Below are 20,864 nucleotides of genomic sequence, written 5' to 3'. Positions count from 1 at the left end.
GAGGCGTCCGCGATGTCCGCGCCGGTGGCTGAGCCGGCGCGGCGGTCGATCGAGGTTGTAGCGGGCGTCATCCGCGACGCCCGCGGCCGCATCCTGCTGGCCCGTCGTACCGAGGGCCGGGACCTGGCCGGCCGCTGGGAATTCCCCGGCGGCAAACGCGAGCCCGGCGAGTCGCCCGAAGGCGCGCTCGTGCGTGAGCTGCGTGAGGAGCTGGGCATCGAAGCGGAGATCGGCGATCACGTCATCACCGTTCCCCAGCAGTACCCCGACAAGCACTTGAGCCTGGACGTGCGCGAAGTGCGCGCGTTCAGCGGCACGGCGCGCGGCCGCGAGGGCCAGGCGCTGGTGTGGGTGCCCCCGCACAAGCTGGCCGCCTACGAGATGCCCCCCGCGGATGTTCCGGTGGTGGCTGCACTGGGACAGCCGGACCGCTACCTGGTCACGCCGGAGCCCGGTGCGACGGGCGTCCTGTCGGCGGTGGACCGGGTGGTGGGCAACCTCGGCCAGATCGGGCAACGCCTGCGTCGCGATCCGCAGCCGCTGTCGCCTGCGGAGCAGCGATGGCTGCAGGCGTTGGACCGCGCGCTCGCCAGTGGCATCCGCCGCGTGCAATTGCGTGCCCATGGCCACGACCCCGCCCGTTGGCCCCTGCTGGCAGCCGTAGCCGCGGAACGCTGCCGCGCCGCGCGCGCCGAGGTGTTGGTCAACGGCGACGCCACCTTGGCGGCCCAGCTGAGCGTGGGCCTGCACCTGCGTGCGGCGCAACTGGTCGAGCCCGCGCGCCGACCCATGCCCGACGGCGTGCCCGTCGGCGCCTCGTGCCACACGCTTGAAGACCTGCGCCGCGCCCAGGACCTGGGCTGCGATTTCGCCGTGCTCGGCACACTCAAGCCCACCCCCAGCCACCCCGGCGAACCCGGCATCGGCTGGGACGCCTTCGCCCGCCTGCGCGAGGCGGTCTCGCTGCCCATCTACGCCATCGGCGGCCTTGGCGCCGCCGATCTGCCGGAGGCGCGCCGTCACGGCGCACAGGGCATCGCCGCCATCCGTGCGTGGTGGGGCTGAGTCCATCCCTTGAATTCCAGCAAGGGATACTTTAGTGTCACTTTTATGCGCATCGAACTCGTCACCACGCTCAAGCGCCAAGCCACGGAGCTGATTGCGGGCCTGACCAAGGATCGCGAGCCGATTCTGATCACCCAACATGGCCTGCCCAGCGCCTACCTCGTCGATGTGGACACGTTCGAGTCCATGCAGCGCCGGGTCCAGATTCTCGAAGGGATCGCCCGCGGCGAACAAGCCGTCCAGGACGGACGCACCCTGACCCACGCCGACGCGAAGGATCGCCTGGCACGATGGCTGAAATAGTCTGGACGGAACCGGCCGTAACCGATCTGGATGCGATTGCCGACTACATCGCGATTGAAAGCCCGTTCGCCGCGGCGGTGCTTGTGCAGCGCGTGTTGCAGCGCGTCGAGCAACTGGGCCGTCATCCCGAGAGCGGTCCCGGCGTTCCAGAGTTGCCAGACGGGCGGTACCGGCAACTGGTCGAACCGCCGTGCCGCATCCTGTACCGTCACGATTTGATGGCCGGCACCGTGTACATCCTGCACGTCGTGCGCACCGAGCGCCTTGTGACGGGCCTGCGTGGGGGCAGCGAATGAGCGACTACATCGTGGCCGTCACTGGCGGCATTGCCTCAGGCAAGAGCGAGGTCACCCGCCGGTTCGAGGCGCTGGGTGTGACCGTGGCGGATGCCGACATTGCCGCCCGCGACGCCGTAGCGCCCGGCTCATCGGGGCTGGCCGAAGTGGTCGCCAGCTTCGGCGAAGGCATCCTGGCGCCGGATGGCTCGCTGGACCGCGCCGCCATGCGCCAGCACGTGTTCGGCGACGAAGCCGCGCGACGCCGGCTGGAAGCCATCATCCACCCCCGCGTGCGCGCCCAATTGCGCGCCACCTGCGAGGCCGCGCCCGGCGCCTATGCCATTGCGGCCATCCCCCTGCTGGCCGAGGGCGGCGGCCGCGAGGCCTATGCCTGGCTGGACCGCATTCTGGTGGTGGATGTCCCCGCGGAAGTGCAGCAGGCCCGCCTGATGGCCCGCGACGGCAGTGATGCCGCCCTGGCGCAGCGCATGATTGCCGCGCAGGCAACCCGGGAGCAGCGGCTGGCCGTGGCCGACGACGTGATCGTCAATGACGGGCCGTTGGCGGCCCTGCAGGCGCATGTGGAGGCGCTGGACCGCCTGTACCGACGCCTCGCCGTGGAAGCGCGCGTCGGGGCCTGAGATCGCCCCCGTGACGGCGGTCGGTCAGGCCAACCCGGCCAGCTTCAAATAGCCGTCCACCAGCTGTTCGCCCCAAAAGAACGTGATCCACCCGGCAATTGCCAGGTAAGGGCCGAACGGGATCGGCGTAGCCCGGTCGCGGCCCTTGGCCGCGAGCCAGATCGACCCAATGATCGCGCCCACCAGCGACGAGAGCAGGACGGTGGGCAGGATGCCCTTGAGCCCGACCCAGGCGCCAAGGGCCGCCAGCAGCTTGAAGTCGCCGTGGCCCATGCCCTCCTTGCCGGTGAGCTGCTTGAACACCCACCACACGCTCCACAGGCTGACGTAGCCGGCCACCGCGCCCAGCAGTGCAGGCTTGGCGGGCATGTAGAGGTTATCCGCGGCCGCGATCAGCCCCAGCCACATCAATGGCAGGGTCAGCTGGTCCGGCAGCAGTTGGGTGCGCAGGTCGATGCCCGACATGGCAATTAGGAAGCCGGTGAACACCATGGCCCCGAAGCCCTGCCAGCCAAAACCAAAGCGCCACACGCACGCCAGGAACAGCAGCGTCGTCAGTAGTTCCACCAGCGGGTACTGCGCGGAGATGGGGGCCTTGCAGCTGCGGCACTTGCCGCCCAGCGCCAGCCAGCTGACCACCGGGATGTTCTCGTACCAGCTCAGCTGATGCTTGCAGTGCGGGCAGTGCGAACGTTCCACCACGATGCCGGGCGGCGGCGGGTCGTAGGTATCGGGCTCGCCGAGGATCTCGCGGCTGTCGCGCTTCCACTGCCACTCCATGCGGCGAGGCAGCCGCAGGATGACCACGTTCAGGAAGCTGCCGACAAGCAGGCCGAGGCCGGCCGCCAGCGGAAAACCGATGGCGGGGTTCTGGTCTAGGAAGGCCATTGCGGGGTGCGGTCCTGCGGTTTAGATCGCGGCGGCGAGCTTGAAGATGGGGAGGTACATGCCGATGACCATGCCGCCTACCACCACGCCCAACACAATCATAATCAGCGGTTCCATCAAGCTTGACAAGGCATCTACGGCATTGTTCACCTCTTGCTCGTAGAATTCGGCGACCTTGAACAACATCGTATCGAGGGCACCTGCTTCCTCGCCAATAGCCACCATCTGCACAACCATGTGGGGGAACAGGTTGACCTGCTTCATGGCCATATTCACTTGGTAGCCAACCGCGACGTCGTCGCGTATTCGGTACACGGCGTTTTCATACACTTGGTTGCCCGTGGCACCTGCTACGGTGTCCAGCGCCTCCACCAAGGGTACGCCTGCTTTGAACGTCACCGCCAGGGTCCGGGCGAAGCGTGCGATAGACGATTCATGCAGAATCTTGCCCACGATTGGGAGCTTCAACATCATTCGGTCTATGAAGTTTGCAAACGCGGGTGACCGGTTCTTCAACATGACTAACCCTGTGATCGCGCCACCTACAAGCAGTAGCACTGCCCACCAATAGGCGATCATGAAGTCGCTGGCCGTGATGATCAATTTTGTGAAGGCTGGCAGATCAGCGCCAAAACTGGAAAAGACGGCTTGAAACTGGGGAACCACGAAGATCAGCAGGATCGCACTCACCAAAATTGCAACGGCGACGACCGTCGCCGGATAGAACAGCGCCTTTTTGATCTTGCCCTTTAGGGCCTCGAGGTTTTCTTTGTAGCTGGCTACTGTGTCCAGCACAGTTTCCAGTACACCTGCAGACTCGCCAGCTTTGACAAGGTTGCGATAGAGCTGGTCGAACTGAACCGGATACTTGGCCAATGCCTCGCTGAAAGCCGAGCCCCCTTCAATATCCGCCCGAATTCCGTTCAGCATCTCCTTCATCTTGGGGTTCTTCTGCCCCCCCGCCATAATCTCGAGGGAAGTAACGATGGGCACACCAGATTTCATCATGGTGGCGATCTGACGGCTGAAAATCGCGATCTCGCCTTGGGTGATCCGTTTGCCGGCGGACCCGAATAGCGGCTTGGGCTTGGGCTTGACCACCGTGGGAACAATGCCCTGGCGGCGAAGTTCAGCGCGGATGATGTTGGCGTTCTTGCCCACCTGCTCACCCTTCATGACGATGCCGCGCTTGTCCTTGCCCTCCCAGACAAAGACGGGCAGCGCATCCTTGCGGCGCACCTCGGGGGTCTGCTTGGCTGCGGATCGCGACACGGCCATGGTTTAGTCCTTGGTCACACGGTTGATTTCGGTGAGGCTCGTGACGCCTGCCTTGACCTTGCGCAGGGCGGACCGACGCAGGTCACTGACACCAGAGCGCTCGGCTGCCTGGGCAATCTGCATGGCATTCCCCCCTGCGAGGATGATCTCTTGGATCTCCTCGGTCATGGGCATCACTTGGTAGATGCCCGTCCGTCCTTTATACCCTTCCGTGCAGTCAGGGCAACCCACGGCCTCGAAAAGCGTGAGTCCGGCCGCGATTTCTTCGGGGGTGAACCCCTCGGCCAGTAGGGCATGCTCGGGCAGGTCCACCCTGCGCTTGCAGTCATGCAGCCGGCGGGCCAGGCGCTGGGCAATGACCAGCGTGACCGAACTGGTGATGTTGAACGGCGCCACACCCATGTTCATCAGGCGGGCGATGGTCTGGGGGGCGTCGTTGGTGTGCAGGGTAGACAGCACCATGTGACCGGTCTGAGCCGCCTTGATGCCAATCTCGGCGGTTTCGAGGTCGCGGATTTCGCCGACCATGATCACGTCCGGGTCCTGGCGCAGGAAGCTGCGCAGGGCGGCGGCAAAGGTCATGCCGCGCTTGATGTTCATCTGCACCTGGTTGATACCCGGCACCCGGATTTCCACGGGGTCTTCTACCGTGGAAATGTTGCGGTGCTCGTCATTCAGGATGTTCAGGGCGGTATACAGCGACACCGTCTTACCCGAACCCGTGGGGCCGGTAACCAGCACCATGCCATAGGGCTTGTGGATGGCCTCAAGAAAGGCGGCCTTCTGCTCCTCCTCGTAGCCCAGCTTGTCGATGCCCAGCTTGGCGGCGCCCCCGTCCAGAATACGCAGCACCACCTTTTCGCCAAACAGGGTGGGCAGGGTGCTGACACGGAAGTCGATCTGCTTGCTCTTGCTCAGATTCAGCTTGATGCGACCATCCTGGGGTACCCGCTTCTCGGCGATGTCCAGTTGGGCCATTACCTTGAGGCGGGCCGCGATGCGGGGGGAGAGCTTGGGTGGCACCTTGGCCACCTGCTTGAGCAGGCCATCAATACGCAGGCGTACGCGGTAGTCCGTCTCGTAGGGCTCGAAATGGATATCCGAGGCGCCACGGCGGATAGCGTCGACCAGCACCTTGTTGACGAATTTGACGACCGGGGTGTCGTCGCCCTTCGCGTCTACGCCAGCGTCACCGGCGGCAATGTCATCCTCGCCGCCCGATACCTCCAGCTTTTCGAGACCTTCACCGTCGTCCATATCACCGGCCAGAGCGTCCGCTGCCGCCAACCACTGGTCTAGCGTTCGGCGAATACGGTCCTCGTCCACCAGCACGGCGTCCACGACCAGGTTGGTCTGAAATTTGATGGCATCCAGAGCGGCAGTGTTGGTGGGATCAGAAACGCCCAGGTACACGCGGTTACCGCGCTTAAGTAACGGAAGGACGTTGTGCTTACGCAGCAGCTCTTCGTCGACCAACTTGATGGCCGAGAGGGCTGGATCCAGAGCGCCTACGTCAAACAGGGGCGTGCCGAACTCGACAGAATTAGCAGCCGCTAATTGCGCGGGGGTGACCCAGCGTTGCTCGGCAAGCCAAAGGCCCAATGGCTTGCGGTCCGCCGTGGCGGTTGCCATTGCTTCACGCGCGCGTTGTTCATCCAGCGCGCCATCTAAGACCAAGCGCCGTGCAATACCAGTAACTCCCACCAGATTGGCGTTTGCAGTCGCGCTCATATAGGTGTCCTTCAGGAAGAGATGCTTACGCAGGCCTTTGTCAGACATCGAACGAGTTCATGGCGAGTTCGTTCTTAGCTGGACAGCTGCCCTCTTATAAAATAGCCATCGCCCTTCCGTCTTGTCCAGATTGTAGTCCGTAAGAAGTGCTTGATGTTTATCTGCCTCGTCCCGGGGAACGGCGACTATCAACTTCGGGTTCGACAAAAACTCCGAGCGAAAACTAGCGGTCTCTTCATAACTGCCAAGATAGTCGTATCGATTCAGGGTGAAGGGGGTTGGGTTGTCGAGAAAGTAAACGTAAGGGGCGGAAGTGTGCAGAATTACATAGGGAGTGTCCGGGGTGTATGCGTTGCGAAGTACTTCAATGTCCGTTTTGAAGAAGCTGGCGGCTCTTGCGTCAAGCTTTACCGAGCATCTGTCAACTGGACATGTCGCGACCTCAATACCTGACTTGTTGGTCATCCACCCAAAGCTACCCGGGAATAATCCTCTGGGGGAAATGAAAAGAAAAACTCCGCACAGTAAGAGGAGGGTAATTCCGGAGCGCTTGCGCTGCTCAAAGCATTGGTAAATGGTAAGCGCTGTAAATGGGATGACATAGCAAGCGTAGAGAAGCCGAGGCAAGGAAAGTATCCCCACTGCCGAGAATGCCGCAAGAATCCACATTGAGGATGGGTGTGGGCTTTGGTTCGTTCTGCGCAGCGCGAGGACTGTGATGGCGGGGCTCGCTACGAATAGGAGAAACACTATCAGGTTCATCGACGTGATGCCGGATAAGTTCCCGTCGATTATTTCTAGGAATTGCGAGATGAGATCTTTGATGCCATTTGGGTGGTAGGGGTCCACACCCTTGCTTATCCTAAGAGGTATTTCATAAATGTCAGTCAATATTTCGCGTGTGGCGTTATTGACAATGGCCCACGCAATTATCGGCGATATTGACAACAAGAAGCCGAGCGCTAGCTGGACTAGCGTGATGATTTGGGTTTTAAGTTTCCCTCGCAGGGCCGCTGCTGTCGCTAGCCCGCAAGCTAGCACTGCTGGGGTTGCGAGGTAGATCTTTTCAATGTCGCCCGCCAGCGCGAAAATCACGAGTCCCGCCAGGGCGAAACACATTCCAAGCCCCACGTCTAATGCTGAGGCGGGCCGTAGCGAAGAATTCGCTTCGACTTGCGCGATTATCATGCAGCTGGCAACCAAGGCTGCTACCCCGTTTGGGCCGCGAAAGCCAAATGCCAGTCCAGCGAACGAGCCCGCTGTGACAATTAGGATAGTGCGGCTTGCTCCTGAGGTGCTACGGGAGTTGTGTGCCGCTGCAACGCTCCCCGCCATGCACGCGACCGCAAACCAACTCGCGCTGTAGGTGGCGAATTGAACAAACCCAAGAGCGGAAATAGTGATGCCACAAAGTGCGCCCGTCGAAGCAGAAGGGTTGCGGAAGAGTGTGGTCACACATGCGCTTGTAAAGGCCGCGAGCCACGGCAGGGGCGCGCGGTAATTCGCAATGTCCTGCTCCAGAAAACGCTCAAAGGGCAGGAGGATCCACAGTACGTAACCGGGGTGGGGCCAAGGCACGTCCCGATGAAGTACCTTGCCAGAGAAAAGCTCTTCCATTGCCCAGGCATAGGCGCCGTCGTCAAAAGCTGAAAACCCGCTTTTCAGCCAAACGAGCGTGATTGTGAACGCAATAATGGCCGAAATAGCTACAGGTTTGGCTTTCGCGAAAAAAAGACCCCGGGCGATGCCGGGGTCCTTTGGGTCCATCACGGTCAGCATTGCGCTTTTAGCTAGAGGATGCCGAAGAGCTGGCCGTCGTGTTGCGGCAGGTGGCGGGGACGTACTTGTAGTTGGTGTTCGAGGCGATTGAGCAAGACCAATCGACGCGAGTTGCACCCGTGGTCCAATTCGGGGTGAACGTTAGAGTTTGGCCGGACATGCCGGCGAGGTCAGCAGACGTGGCCAACGTGACAGTAATCACGCCGTTGGCAATGGCAATGCCCGAAACGTACTTCGAAGACGCGCTGGTGTAGCCAGCGGCGGCGGAGTCAGTCGGGAGTGAGCCCTTGTCTTGGGTGTATTCGGCCACAGAAAGCTTGGCGGGCGCGACGAGGTTAACCGCCTCGCTGACTCGGGCACGAACGGTGTAGTCCTGATACGCGGGAATCGCGATCGCCATCAGAATAGCGATGATCGCCACAACGATCATCAGTTCGATCAGGGTGAAGCCTTGCATGTTCTTCTTCATGGTATTTCCCCTAGGAGTGATTTAGAGCTCACGTGCCTGCAGGTCCGGCTTCCCCGGTCCGTCGGCTTGCCGTGCTGGTGCACGTGCACCAAGAGCATACGCATAAACAATGCCAAGTGCGGACACGGCGCCTTGGGTTGCCGAAAGTGTTGCCGCAGTCACGCCGGATGCAATGAATTGACCTGACTGTGTGACCAATGACGTCACCTTGCGGGTCGACAAAGTGACGTAAAGGGTCACATCATTCGGTGATCAGCGAGACAACCGCGCCCGCGCTGGGCTACGCTGTCGCCGTTGTCACGGAGAGACACATGAACAGCGGAGTTTCTGTTCCCGGCCGTCTGGCCGATTGGCTGCGCCTGTCCGGCGCAGCCCGCCCCCATAGCCTAGAGGTGCCGGCCCTGGCGCCCGCCCATGCCGCGTGGGTGGTGACCTGCTGGCACGGCCGCGAGGCGCTGGGCCCGCATCCCGTAACCCCCGATCTGGTACTCGCCGAGTACTGGGTGGACCTGCTGGCCACCTCGCCCGACCTCACCGCGGCCATCGGGCAGCCCGCCACGCTGGCCACGCGGGCCGCCGACGGCAGTGGCGTGTCGCGGAGCGGACTGGTCGCCTCCGTCCAGCAGCGGGGTGGGGACCTGCGGGCGTTTCGGCACCGGCTGCAACTGGTGCCTTGGCCGTGGCTGCTGACCCAGAGTCGGCACAGTCGCGTCTTCCAGCAAGCCGGCCTGCTGGCCATTGTGCAAACGGTGCTGGCCGACTACTCGCCGTGGGCGGATTGGCGCGTCGCGGACGATGTCGGGCCTTTCCTAGCCCATCGGCCACTCCGCAGCTACTGCGTGCAGTACCGGGAATCCGACGCCCACTTCCTGGCTCGGCTGCTCGCGGAAGAGGGCCTGGGGGTGCGGTTGGAAGAGGCACCCGACGCGCCTGCCGGACATCGCCTGGTGATCTTTTCGGATAGCACGGTCCTGCCGGATGTGTCGACGGCATCAACCGGTATCCGGTTGCACCGCGCCGACGCGGCGGAAGAATACGATGCCATCACCGCGATCGGGGTGATGCAAACACTGGGTGCCACGTCCCTCACGGTGCTCGGGACGGACTACCGCACCATGACCACGGTGACGGCGGCTGCACCGCTGCATCGGCCATCCGGTCTTGATGTGGGGCTGGAGCACTATGCGCCGTTGGGTGCCTATCCCTTTGCCAGCCGCACCCATGCCGAACACGCGGTGGGCCTGATGGCGTGCGCGATGGAGGCACAGCAGGCGCAATGGGTGGGGACAGGGACGGCTCGTGGCCTGCGCGCGGGTGTTGGCTTCAGGCTATTGGCGGCGCCACAGGAGGGTGGTGCCACGCCGCCGTCCGACTTGGCCGTGCTGGGCGTCTGGCATGCGGGCACCAATCCGCTGCCCGAAGGCCTGCAGGTTTTCGGGGACGGGCTGCCGGATGCGGTGCCCGATGTCGACGCCACCACGTGGGCCGCGGTGCGAACCACCGCGCATCGGGTCGGGTACGCGAACGCCTTCATCGCCCAGCCGCGCGCCAAGAGCTGGCGTCCGATGCGGGTGGAGAAGGCGCGTGTCGGCTACCAGACCGCCCGTGTGGTTGGGCCTGACGGTGCGCTACACGCCAACGGTGCCCACGAACTGAACTGTGATGCAATGGGGCGCATCCGGGTGCGCTTCCATTGGCAGGACGGCGATGTGGCGGGGCCGCGCAGCGATGGCAATGAAGCCGCCACCGCCCTGGACTCGTGCTGGTTGCGGGTCGCCCAGCGCTATGCGGGGCCCGGGTTCGGCATGCAGTTCCTGCCGCGCATTGGCCAGGAGGTCCTGGTGGCCTTCCTGGAGGGCGACGTCGACCGGCCGGTGGTGGTGGGCACGGTCTACAACGGTCGCGGTGATCCGGCCCCGGGCGGCAAGGGCAATCTGTCTGGCGGTGCCGCCCCGCCGTGGCACGGGGCCAGTCCGGGGCCCGAGGGCGACCGCAATGCGGCGGCCATGGTGGGCTTCAAATCGAAGGAGTTCGGCGGTGCCGGCCACAACCGGTTGGTGCTGGATGACAGCGACGGCGAGCTGCGCCTGCAACTGGCGACCACCCATGCCGCAAGCGAACTCACCCTGGGCTACCTGATCCACCAGGACGACAACCACCGGGGTGCTGCGCGCGGGGGTGGCTTCGAGCTGCGCACCGACTTGTGGGGCGCGCTGCGTGCCGAGCGGGGGTTGTGGATCAGTGCCTACGGCGCCAATGAAGACGCGCCCGCGGGTGAGCACGTGTCGGCCGTAGCCCTGCTCAAACAGGCGGCCGAACTTGCCGCATCGATGTCAGGCATAGCCATCACCCATACGACCTGCCGCCTGTCCGCACACGCGGGCGTGAACGCACCCGGACAGTCCGCGCTGGCCGCCGATGCGCCACCGCTGCGCGCGTTGCATGCCAGTGCGCGGGCGTTGGTGCCGGGCGCGGATTGGCTCAGCGCGTCGACTGCGCCAGGGGTGAGTGGCACACCTGCGCGGGCGGCCGGGAAAGACGCTGGAAAAACTGGCGGGGCCGATGTGCCGCACATGGCCGACGCCCTACTGGGCTTGGCCGCGCCGGCTGGCATCGGCCTCGTCGCCGGTCAGAGCTTGCACTGGAGCACAGGTAAGACCCTGACCCTGGCCAGCGGCCAAGCCAGCAACCTGGCCGTAGCCGGCGACCTGCGCCTGCACGCAGGCCAGGCCATCGGCTGGCTGGCGGGCACTGTGGAGGGGGCGCTGGAAGAAGACGTGGCCTTGAGCCTCGTCACTGCGGAAGGCGACCTGGATCTGCAGGCCCAGAACGACTCAATCAAGCTTCAGGCCCGCGAAGGCCTGCGCGTTGTAAGTGCCCACGCGGAAGTGGAATTGGCAGCAGGCAAGGCGGTGCATCTGGCGACCAGCGGCGGTGCGAGCATCACGATTGAAGGCGGGAACATCGCCATCGCGTGCCCGGGGCAGATCACGGTGCATGCGGGGAGGAAGGAGTTCGTGGGGCCGGCGCACCTCAGTCGAGAAATGAACAACTGGCCCCAGAGTCGGTTCGATCAACGCTACGTGGTCCGCGATCGCGTCCGGGGCACGCCGATGGCAAATATGCGTGTGGAGGTCAGCCGGCAAGATGGGGCCATCCTGCGGCTGGTCACTGACGGTGAGGGTCGATTGCCCATCCAGAAGGGACTGGGGCCGGAGCAAGTAAGGATTCGAGTGTTAGGCAAGGAATGAGCCGTGTACGAGACAAGGATTGATCAGCCCTACATTGTTCCGCTGCAAGCCAGACATGGAGAGTGCCCTACCGCGACCACTGTTCTGACGCCCGAGGCAGATGCAACGGAATGCGTCATCTTGGCGGGTCCCTCCGCGGTTATACCTATCGTGTTTCTTCCGGGGATCATGGGCACCAACCTGCAGTCTGCCGGCAAGAACAAGAGCGGTGCAGAGAAGGGGGAAGCTGTATGGCGGCCGCCCAACATGGATGGCGTCGGTCCAATCCTCAGTGCCGTCGGTCAGCTGTTCAGCTATTGGTTTCGTGGTGCTGCGACACGTCAGCGCCGGCTGGATCCCAGCAATGTACTGATCGATCCCCGCGGTCCCATCGATACAGAGGGAACGCTGGACAAAGAAACCGCGAAAAAGCGAGGCTGGGGAACGGTTATGCGTTCCGCCTACCAGCCAGTGATGTGTCAGATGGAGCGGACACTCAACAACATCATGGAGTCGGGCGAGCTCCTGCGATGGTGGAGCGAAGAGGGGCTGCGAAATCCAACCGACTATGGGGATGAGATGCAAGGCGCGCCGTTGACCATGGATGACCTGCAACATGCCGCCCAATACCGATACGACGTTTGGGCTGGTGGATACAACTGGCTGCAGTCCAATAAAGACTCAGGTGCGGACATCATCCGTTACATCGACGACGTCGTACTTGCTCACTACAAGCGCACCGGCGAAGCCGCGGAGAAGGTCATCCTGGTGACCCATTCCATGGGCGGGCTGGTGGGGCGCGCAGTTGCGTGCCTCCATGACTACGGGAAGTTACTGGGAGTAGTTCATGGCGTGATGCCGGCGACCGGCGCACCCGCCACCTATCATCATTGCCGCTGCGGATATGACGGTGTCGCCCAAGTCATCCTTGGTAGCAACGCCGCGGAAGTCACGGCCGTGATGGCCAACTCTCCTGGTGCGTTGGAGCTGGTACCCACCAGCGATTACAACGGGGGAAAGCCATGGTTGAAGCTCGGCGGCATGGTTGACAACGATGCGCAATGGCTCCCGGAGAAGGATCCGTACGAGGAGATCTACAAGAGTCGGGAGTGGTATGGGTTGGTGCCAGCGCATAACGAAAAGCACTTGGATCCGGCTGGAGTAGCTCCTTCAAAGCGCGGAGCGAGCAGGTTTGACAAATTTGACGTGCGCATCGAGGCGGTAAAAGCGTTTCAAGACGCCATTTCGGAACGGTTTCCTACCCCGGCCTATATTCACTACGGCGACGACTTGCGTCATCGAAGTTGGGCGGCAATTCATTGGAAGGGCAGGCCCGTGGTCCGATTGAGCGGTGTTGCGCTAGTTGAGGACGACGGCGAGGGAGATCTAAAGATGTCCGCCGAAGGATTCGCGCCCTTCAAGCTCTCGTTTGCGGACGCGGTTGACGCAGGCGACGGGACCGTCCCCGCAACATCTGGGTCTGCTCCGGCAGGCAGTTCCGTAGCTGCCCGCTTTCGTCACGGGAGCGAAGGGCGAGGAGAGTTTGCGCGGGTGAACGCCAAAGGGCGAACGGAGGGCTACGAGCATCAAGCCAGCTACGAGGATCTTCGAACACAGTGGGCGACTCTATATAGCTTGGTGAGAATTGCAGGGAACGCAAACTGGGCATGAATACTTGTCGAAATATTTGCTTCGTGGCCATTGCGGCAATCTTCATTGCCCTGCCAATTTCAGGATCGGAAAGGAACAGAAGCCTTATGCAAGCGAAAGCCAAGGAGAAGGTTTGTTTAGGTCGCTATCTCTTGGAGGTGCCATCTGGGACGGAGGTTGTTGGTCGATTCAAGTACATGGATAACGACATTGAGGTCGTGCGCGGTGAGAGTACTTCGGTCTACTTGAAGCGCCTCCAGTCAAAGGAAGATGAGCTGAAAAAAGCCCTTCATAGTCGTGGCGGAACCATGTTCGTAGAGTCGCGAAACTTCGGGCCGGGACAGACCGAATTGGTGTCGTGGACAAGTGACGCCAGTCGGATCCTTCATCACTACGAACTGTTCAGTCATTTCGAGCAGCCGGCGATCACCTTGACCATGTCGACCGATGGCAGTGCCAGCCGTTTCGAAGAGATCAAGGCATACAGCCGCGAACTTGCCGGGTCGATTCGGTATCGCGGCGATAAGGAGATGCCTGCAGCGCCGGGGTTCTGTATCGAGGCAGGCTTTTTGAAGGGCGCGGAACTGAACGCTGAGGAGGTGGCCGTGGGCCTTGACGTCCCTGGTTACCCCACGGTCACACTCTCCTACGACAGCTACGTCACCGGTAACCCCGACAGGCCTCTGCTGTCCCGGGTCCCTTTGGTGCCCGCGATGCTCGTTTCGTTGCTGGACGGCACGAGTACCTTGAGGCGACGCGACCGGAACATTGGTCCCATCAAGGGACAGGAACTGCTTGTCCGGGCCAATGAAAACGGAAAGCGGTCGTACGAGTTCCTATGGGAGTCGCAAGGTCAGGCGGATTCGATCGAGTTTCCCTTCATGTCCCTGCAACTGAGCACCAGCGCCGAATCAGACGACAACGGCGAGGTCATCGACGCTCCTTTCGCGAACGACGAGGAGGCCTTGGCGTTCTGGGACGCGATTCTCGGCTCGATTCGCCTCCGCCCGGGGGCCGTTGGGTCAACCTCAAACTAACGGAAGCCGCCGACCGGCATGAAGGCCGCCGTCAGCTCAATCAATCCCCAGCTTCTTCAGCTTGTACCGCAGCGCCCGGAACGTAATGCCCAGCGACGCGGCCGTCTTGGTCTTGTTGTACCGGTTTTCCTTGAGGGCGTGCTCGATGGCGGCACGCTCCACTTCCTCGATGTACGAGGGCAGGGCGCTGGTGGCGGTGTCGCGCGGGTCCAGCGTGCGCGGGTCGATGCCCGCCGCGGCGGCGCCGGAATGCGAGTGGGACGGCGGCCCGAAGGTGGCGTTGAACGAGCTGCTGCTGTAGCCGCCCTCTGCCGCGACAGCCACCGGAGCGGACGTGGCAGGCACGGCCGGTCGCAAGGTGCCGGCCGCAAGGCCCGCCGTCGCCGGAGCGGACGCGACGCTCGGCAGGCACAGGTCATCGGCGGTGAGGGTCTCGCCGTCGGCCAGCGCCATCGCGCGTTCCAGCACGTTTTCCAGCTCGCGCACGTTGCCGGGGAACGGGTGGGCGCGCAGGGCAGCGAGCGCGTCGCTGCCGAGGCGGGCCGGTTCGCGGCCCTGGTGGTTCGACAGCCGCTGCAGGATCTTGTCGGCCAGGCCCGGCAGGTCGTCCAGGCGTTCGCGCAGCGGCGGCACGCGCAGTTCGATGACGTTGATGCGGTAGTACAGGTCCTGGCGGAAGCGGCCTTCGGCCACCATCCGCGCGAGGTCCTTGTGCGTGGCCGACAGGATGCGCACGTCCACCGGGATCTCGATGTTGGCGCCCACCGGCTTGACCGACTTCTCCTGGATGGCGCGCAGCAGCTTGACCTGCATGTGCATCGGCAGCTCGGCCACTTCGTCCAGGAACAGGGTGCCGCCATCGGCGGCCTGGAACAGGCCGGGCTTGTCGGCATGGGCGCCGGTGAAGCTGCCCTTCTTGTGGCCGAAGAATTCGCTTTCCATCAGCTCGGCGGGGATGGCGCCGCAGTTGACGGGGACGAAGGGGCCGTCGGAGCGGCTGCCTTCGGAATGGATGGTGCGGGCGACCAGTTCCTTGCCCACGCCCGACTCGCCGGCGATGTACACCGGGGCCTGGCTGCGGGAGACCTTGGCCAGCGTGGCCCGCAGGGTGGTCATGGCGGGAGAGTCGCCGTACAGACGCGCGGCCACGGTATCCACGACCGTGGCCGGGGGAGGGGCCTTCTCGTGCAGGTCGAGGGCGTGGCGGACCATGTCGCGCAGCACGCCCAGCTCCACCGGCTTGGCGACGAAATCGAAGGCGCCGGCCTTGAGGGCCTCCACGGCCGCTTCGACATTGCCGAAGGCGGTGATCATGGCGACCGGGGTCTCGGGGTGCTTCTGGCTGATCTCGGCGACGAGGTCCATGCCCGAGCCGTCCGGCAGGCGCATGTCGGTCAGGCACAGGTCAAAGCGTTGCCGCGCGAGCTGGTTGCGCGCGTCGGCAAGACTGGAGGCAGTGTCGCAGCGCAAACCCATGCGGCCCAAGGCCATGACCAGGAGCTCGCGGATGTCGCGTTCGTCGTCGACTACCAATGCACTGCGGGTTTCTGCCATCCGATCCTCCGGCGCCGACGATAACTGATGGGGCCCGGGCGGCCAAGCGCGGGATTGCAGGGTTGTGCGCTCCGTCGGATTCAGGTACGCCGTGCCGTGGTCGGCCCCTGCAGGCGCAGGCGGAAGCAGGCGCCCCCACCCGGGACGGGCACATAGTCCAGGCTGGCCTGGTTGGCGCGGCACAGCTCCCGGGCGATGTACAGGCCAAGGCCCGTGCCGTGGCTGGAGGTGGTGAAGAACGGGCGGAACAGCTGGCTCTGCACCCGTTCGGGGATGCCGGGGCCGCGGTCGAGCACCTCGATCATGGGCTGGCCGCTGCCGTCGGCCGTCACGCGCACCGTCACCCGCGCGGGCTGGCCGGGCATCCGGCCATAGGTCAGGGCGTTGTAGACCAGGGCCGTGAGCACCTGGTGCAGCTGGCGGGGGTCGACCAGTGCGGGCACCGGCGCCTTGGGCGTGGTGGCCTGGACGGTGTCGTCCTCCAGCGGGTGGCCCTGGCGGTAGTCATCGACGAACTGGCGGACCTGCTCGCCCAGATCGACGTGCTCGGGTTTGGCGTGATCGCGCCGCGCCAGGCCAAGGACGTTCTCGACAATGCCGTTCATCCGGGTGCCTTGCTGGCGGATGATCTCCAGCAGGCGGCGGTCAGCGGTGGGGATGTCGGGCGACTCCTCCAGCAACTGCACCGCGTAGTTGATGGCGGCCAGCGGGTTGCGGATCTCGTGGGCCAGGCTGGCCGAGAAGCGGCCCAGTGTGGCCAGGGTCAGCGACTCCGCGCGCCGGGCGGCCAACGCGGTGTCGTCGAGGAAGATCAGCACCTGGTCACTGTTGGCCAACAGCCGGGTGAAGCGCGGGACCACCTCGGGCTGGTCGGGGCTGATCTGCATGGGACTAGCTTCGGTTTCCCCGGCGCGCCAGCGCTGCAGGCGGCGGGCCAGCTCCGGCAGGGCCACGCCCAGGTGCCGGATGCCCTGGGCGTCCGCGTCGCCGGCTTCGCCCATCAGCAGCGAGGCGGCTTCGTTGGCCAGCCGGATGTTGTCTTGGCCATCGACCAGCAGCACGCCGGTGCGCATGCGTCGAATGATCAGCTCGTTGACCTCCGACAGCTGCGCGGCTTCGGCGCCACGGGCCTCGGCCAGGTTGTAGCCCTCGCGCAGCTGCCGGCCCAGGGTGCTGGTGAGGCCGGCCAGTGTCAGGTACGCGGCGGAGGTCAGCAGTACCTGTCCCAGGGTCATGCCGGCGCCGCCTTCCACGAGGTGGCTCCAGGTGTACTCGCCGATGAGGGCCGTGGTCGCCAGGCCGGCAATCGCGATGCCGTAGCGCGTGCGCAGCAAGAGCGCGCCTGCGCCGACGTTGAAAGCCAGCATCAGGGCAATGCTGGCGCCGCTGGCGGGCAGGGCGTGGATGGCAAGGGTGCCCAGCAGCAGGTCGACGGCCACGCCGACCACGGTGTGGATGCGGACGTCGCCCCGGCCGCCGACCAGGAACAGCACCACGGACACGACCAGGTAGGCCAGCGACAGGCCGCGTGCGAACACCGGGTGACGCGCATCGCCCGCGAGGTCAGGGAGTGGGCCGAACAGCACGAAGACCAGCAGCACCGCCTCGAACACCCGGTACAGGGTGAAGAAGTAGAGCTCCCGGCGCAGGGCGCGGTCGGCGTCAGAGGCGTCCGGGGTGGGGCGGAAAAAGAGCAAAGAGGGGCGTCCTGCGGGGTTCCGGGCGAGTATAGGCCGAGGTCACCGGCTGCCGCGGGGCGATGATGGGCGGCATGTCCAGCGTCCCGCGCGCTCGTGGCGCGGCCGCTCCCGCCGGGGCGGCGGGTTCTTGGCCCAAGGTCGATTTTGCCCGCGGGGGCCCGATCGGCGACAATGGCCGGCCCCATTGCCCGCGCGCCGGCCTGCCGGATGCCCCGCATGGGATGACTCCAACTCCCCTCGGTGACGCATGAACTTTCACGAATACCAGGCAAAGCAGCTCTTTGCCGATTACGGCATCGCGGTGCCGGTCGGTGTGGTTGCCCGCACTCCCGACGAGGCTGTCGCAGCCGCCAAGACCATCCCCGGCGACCTGTGGGTGGTCAAGGCGCAGATCCACGCCGGTGGCCGCGGCAAGGCCGGTGGCGTCAAGCTGGCGCGCTCGTATGACGACGTGAAGCAGTACGCCTCGGCGCTGCTGGGCACGAAGATGGCGACCTACCAGACCGCCGGCGTCGAGCTGCCGATCGACTCGGTGCTGGTGTGCGAAGGCACCGACATCGCCAAGGAGCTGTACCTGTCGGTGCTGGTGGACCGCTCCACCCGTTCGGTCACCTTCATCGCCTCGGCCGAAGGCGGCATGGACATCGAGCAGGTGGCCGCCGAGAAGCCGGAAGCCATCCACACGCTCAACGTGAACTACGTGCAGGGCCTGCAGCCGTTCGAGTGCCGCAACATCGGCTTCGCGATGGGCCTGAACGCCAAGCAGGTCGGCCAGCTGACCAGGATCATGCTGGGCCTGTTCAAGCTGTTCCACGAGAAGGACCTGGCGCTGGTCGAGCTGAACCCGCTGGCCATCCTCACCAACGGTGACCTGGCCGTGCTGGACGGCAAGATCAACTCCGACGACAACGCCTCGTTCCGCCACCCGGAACTGGTGGCGATGCGCGACATCCGCCAGGAAGACGAGACCGAGGTGCTGGCCAGCCAGCATGACCTCAACTACGTCACCATGGACGGCAACATCGGCTGCATGGTCAACGGCGCCGGCCTGGCGATGGCGACCATGGACGTGATCTCGCTCAACGGCGGTTCGCCGGCCAACTTCCTCGACGTGGGCGGCGGCGCGACCAAGGCGCGCGTGACCGAGGCGTTCAAGCTGATCCTGTCCAGCGACAAGGTGAAGGCGATCTTCGTCAACATCTTCGGCGGCATCGTGCGCTGCGACATGATCGCCGAGGGCATCATCGCCGCGGTGAAGGAAGTGGACGTCAAGGTGCCGGTGATCGTGCGCCTGGAAGGCACGAACGTGGAACAGGGCAAGGAGCTGCTGAAGAACTCCGGCCTGGCCATCACCCCGGCCGACGACATCAACGACGGCGCTAAGAAGGCGGTTGCGGCCGTCGCCGGCAAGTAAGGACAACGACACCATGAGCGTTTTGATCAACAAGAACACCAAGGTGATCGTGCAGGGCTTCACCGGCTCGCAGGGCACCTTCCACGCCGAGCAGATGCTCGAGTACGGCACCAAGGTCGTCGGCGGCGTGACCCCCGGCAAGGGCGGCACCACCCACCTGGGCCTGCCGGTCTTCAACACCGTGGCCGACGCCGTCGCCGAGACCGGCGCCGATGCCTCGGTCATCTACGTGCCGCCGCCGTTCGCGGCCGACGCGATCATGGAAGCGGCCGACGCCGGCATCAAGGTGATCGTGTGCATCACCGAGGGCATCCCGGTGCTGGACATGCTGCGCGTGAAGAACGTGCTCAACGGCTACGACGACGTGGTGCTGATCGGGCCGAACTGCCCGGGCGTCATCACCCCGGGCGAGTGCAAGATCGGCATCATGCCGGGCCACATCCACTCGGTGGGCAAGATCGGCATCGTCTCGCGCTCCGGCACGCTGACGTATGAAGCCGTGAAGCAGACCACCGCGGCGGGCCTGGGCCAGTCGACGGTGATCGGCATCGGCGGCGACCCGATCAACGGCCTGAACTTCATCGACTGCCTGAAGCTGTTCCAGGACGATGCGCAGACCGAAGGCATCATCATGGTCGGCGAGATCGGCGGTTCGGCCGAGGAAGAAGCGGCGGAGTTCATCAGCCAGTACGTGACCAAGCCGGTGGTTGGTTTCATCGCCGGTGCCTCGGCGCCGAAGGGCAAGCGCATGGGCCACGCCGGTGCGATCGCTTCGGGCGGTTCGGGCACGGCCGAGGGCAAGTTCGCCGCGATGGAGAAGGCGGGCGTGACCACGGTGAAGTCGCCGGGCGACCTGGGTGCGGCTATTGCGAAGCTTTTGGCCAAGTAAGCGGTTGCGCTTTGTGTGTTGGGGAAGGCCGCCTTCGGGTGGCCTTTCTCTTTTGTGGTGCGGTGTGTGTTGCGGTACGGGGGGAGGCGGAGCATGGGGGCATTGCTGCGCCCCTCCGTCGGGGCATCCTGCCCCGAGTCGGGGCCGTCGGCCATCCATGGCCGACTCTCCGCAATACCCCCATGCTCCGCCTCCCGCCAACCGATAAGAGGTCTTGGGGGAGGAGCGAAGCTTGGTCTCCCACGCGGTGAGGCGGCCCACGGCACACGGCCCACGGCCGATTTCTCCTCGATTCTCCACAAGCCTGCTCTGTTTCAGGCTGTGTGGGGGCTGTTGACGTGCAGGTCCGGTATGCGCATTATAAATGCGCATCGTTGAGGGTGGATTCATGCGCATTCGTGAGGACTACGCCGGTTACGGCAAGCGGGCTACCAACGTGAGCATCAACCAGGGGTTGCTGGAAGAGGCCCGGGCGTTGGACATCAACCTGTCCGCCACGCTGGAGCGGGCGCTGGAGGCCGAGGTGCGGGCGCGCAAGCGCGAGCGTTGGCTGGCCGAGAACCGCGAGGCGATCAAGGGCTACAACGCGTGGGTGGCCGAGCACGGGGTGTTCAGTCCGATGTTCCGCAAGCCCTGATGCGCCAGTTCTGCGTCTACCGCAACCGCAATGCGGCTACGCATTCGGCATACCCCTTGCTGCTGAACGTGCAGAGCGACCTGATTTCGGAAACGGGGACTCGGGTGGTGGTGCCGATGGTGCCGGTGGTACGCGGCCGACATCCGCCCCCGATTTCGTCACTGGCCCCTATGCTGGAGGTCAACGGAAAGTCGCATGTGCTGGTGGTGCCATTGTTGGCCGCCACCGAGGTGGCGGACCTTGGCGTGATCGAGGCTGACCTTTCCCATGAACGTGCGGCCATACTGGCGGCGCTCGATTTGCTGATATCAGGGATCTGAC

Annotated in this window: 18 protein-coding genes; 11 read left to right on the top strand and 7 right to left on the bottom strand. The window is 64.3% G+C overall.

What is annotated here, in order from left to right:
- Positions 1 to 12 precede the first annotated feature (12 nt).
- The 4 genes from mutT to coaE are packed head-to-tail and all read left to right on the top strand — an operon-like array spanning position 13 to position 2,287.
- Complete coding sequence (mutT, locus tag IP93_RS00825) at positions 13 to 1,065, top strand: 8-oxo-dGTP diphosphatase MutT (protein ID WP_144811049.1); 1,053 nt, start codon at positions 13 to 15, stop codon at positions 1,063 to 1,065.
- Between the two features lie 45 nt (positions 1,066 to 1,110).
- Positions 1,111 to 1,368: a type II toxin-antitoxin system Phd/YefM family antitoxin gene (locus tag IP93_RS00820; RefSeq protein WP_144811047.1), complete on the top strand. Its 258-nt coding sequence runs from the start codon at positions 1,111 to 1,113 to the stop codon at positions 1,366 to 1,368.
- Positions 1,356 to 1,664: a type II toxin-antitoxin system RelE/ParE family toxin gene (locus IP93_RS00815; RefSeq protein ID WP_144811045.1), complete on the top strand. Its 309-nt coding sequence runs from the start codon at positions 1,356 to 1,358 to the stop codon at positions 1,662 to 1,664. Before IP93_RS00820 ends, IP93_RS00815 begins: the two co-directional genes overlap by 13 nt.
- Positions 1,661 to 2,287, top strand: a complete 627-nt coding sequence (gene coaE / locus IP93_RS00810; protein ID WP_144811044.1) for a dephospho-CoA kinase — start codon at positions 1,661 to 1,663, stop codon at positions 2,285 to 2,287. Before IP93_RS00815 ends, coaE begins: the two co-directional genes overlap by 4 nt.
- Positions 2,288 to 2,311: 24 nt before the next feature.
- On the opposite strand, the gene IP93_RS00805 is transcribed toward coaE, so the two are convergent.
- From IP93_RS00805 to IP93_RS00785, 5 genes are read right to left on the bottom strand one after another with little or no spacing between them, the layout of a single operon-like run.
- A complete protein-coding gene (locus tag IP93_RS00805) occupies positions 2,312 to 3,175 on the bottom strand; it encodes a prepilin peptidase (RefSeq protein ID WP_144811042.1) in 864 nt (287 codons plus the stop codon).
- Between the two features lie 21 nt (positions 3,176 to 3,196).
- Positions 3,197 to 4,453 carry a type II secretion system F family protein gene (locus IP93_RS00800; protein WP_144811041.1) on the bottom strand — a complete coding sequence of 419 codons (1,257 nt, stop codon included), beginning with the start codon at positions 4,451 to 4,453 and terminating at the stop codon, positions 3,197 to 3,199.
- 3 nt (positions 4,454 to 4,456) lie between these two features.
- Positions 4,457 to 6,184, bottom strand: coding sequence for a type IV-A pilus assembly ATPase PilB (gene pilB / locus IP93_RS00795; RefSeq protein WP_144811495.1), 1,728 nt, complete (start codon positions 6,182 to 6,184; stop codon positions 4,457 to 4,459).
- 57 nt (positions 6,185 to 6,241) lie between these two features.
- Positions 6,242 to 7,963, bottom strand: coding sequence for a hypothetical protein (locus IP93_RS00790; RefSeq protein ID WP_144811039.1), 1,722 nt, complete (start codon positions 7,961 to 7,963; stop codon positions 6,242 to 6,244).
- Between the two features lie 7 nt (positions 7,964 to 7,970).
- Complete coding sequence (locus tag IP93_RS00785) at positions 7,971 to 8,432, bottom strand: pilin (RefSeq protein WP_144811037.1); 462 nt, start codon at positions 8,430 to 8,432, stop codon at positions 7,971 to 7,973.
- Positions 8,433 to 8,743: 311 nt separating this feature from the next.
- On the opposite strand from IP93_RS00785, the gene IP93_RS00780 reads away from it, so the two are divergent.
- The 3 genes from IP93_RS00780 to IP93_RS00770 all read left to right on the top strand — a co-directional run bounded on the left by IP93_RS00780 (position 8,744) and on the right by IP93_RS00770 (position 14,349).
- Complete coding sequence (locus tag IP93_RS00780; RefSeq protein ID WP_144811036.1) at positions 8,744 to 11,683, top strand: type VI secretion system Vgr family protein; 2,940 nt, start codon at positions 8,744 to 8,746, stop codon at positions 11,681 to 11,683.
- Between the two features lie 168 nt (positions 11,684 to 11,851).
- Entirely contained in the window at positions 11,852 to 13,333 is a 1,482-nt protein-coding gene (locus IP93_RS00775) for an esterase/lipase family protein (protein ID WP_144811034.1), read from the top strand.
- Positions 13,334 to 13,419: 86 nt separating this feature from the next.
- A complete protein-coding gene (locus tag IP93_RS00770; protein WP_144811033.1) occupies positions 13,420 to 14,349 on the top strand; it encodes a T6SS immunity protein Tli4 family protein in 930 nt (309 codons plus the stop codon).
- Positions 14,350 to 14,385: 36 nt separating this feature from the next.
- Here the strand turns inward: IP93_RS00770 and IP93_RS00765 are convergent, their stop codons facing one another.
- Together IP93_RS00765 and IP93_RS00760 are read right to left on the bottom strand one after the other, a co-directional pair.
- On the bottom strand, positions 14,386 to 15,903 hold the full coding sequence (locus tag IP93_RS00765; RefSeq protein ID WP_144811031.1) for a sigma-54-dependent transcriptional regulator: 1,518 nt from the start codon (positions 15,901 to 15,903) through the stop codon (positions 14,386 to 14,388).
- 80 nt (positions 15,904 to 15,983) lie between these two features.
- Positions 15,984 to 17,600, bottom strand: a complete 1,617-nt coding sequence (locus IP93_RS00760; protein WP_144811029.1) for a sensor histidine kinase — start codon at positions 17,598 to 17,600, stop codon at positions 15,984 to 15,986.
- Between the two features lie 250 nt (positions 17,601 to 17,850).
- On the opposite strand from IP93_RS00760, the gene sucC reads away from it, so the two are divergent.
- The 4 genes from sucC to IP93_RS00740 all read left to right on the top strand — a co-directional run bounded on the left by sucC (position 17,851) and on the right by IP93_RS00740 (position 20,863).
- Positions 17,851 to 19,017 (top strand): ADP-forming succinate--CoA ligase subunit beta, encoded by a 1,167-nt coding sequence (sucC, locus tag IP93_RS00755; RefSeq protein ID WP_144811028.1) that lies wholly within the window; start codon positions 17,851 to 17,853, stop codon positions 19,015 to 19,017.
- A gap of 13 nt (positions 19,018 to 19,030) precedes the next feature.
- The gene (gene sucD, locus IP93_RS00750) at positions 19,031 to 19,906 is read left to right on the top strand and encodes a succinate--CoA ligase subunit alpha (RefSeq protein WP_144811026.1); all 876 of its coding nucleotides are present in this window, start codon (positions 19,031 to 19,033) and stop codon (positions 19,904 to 19,906) included.
- Between the two features lie 388 nt (positions 19,907 to 20,294).
- Positions 20,295 to 20,543, top strand: a complete 249-nt coding sequence (locus tag IP93_RS00745; RefSeq protein ID WP_144811493.1) for a type II toxin-antitoxin system CcdA family antitoxin — start codon at positions 20,295 to 20,297, stop codon at positions 20,541 to 20,543.
- A complete protein-coding gene (locus IP93_RS00740; RefSeq protein WP_144811025.1) occupies positions 20,543 to 20,863 on the top strand; it encodes a CcdB family protein in 321 nt (106 codons plus the stop codon). The genes IP93_RS00745 and IP93_RS00740 overlap by 1 nt, the downstream gene beginning before the upstream one ends.
- Position 20,864: the final 1 nt, after the last annotated feature.

Origin of the sequence: Aerolutibacter ruishenii, from assembly GCF_007830115.1 — a bacterium.
GTDB lineage: Bacteria > Pseudomonadota > Gammaproteobacteria > Xanthomonadales > Xanthomonadaceae > Aerolutibacter > Aerolutibacter ruishenii.
The sequence above is the reverse complement of the archived record's forward strand: the minus strand, read 5'-3'. Positions and strand labels throughout refer to the sequence as shown.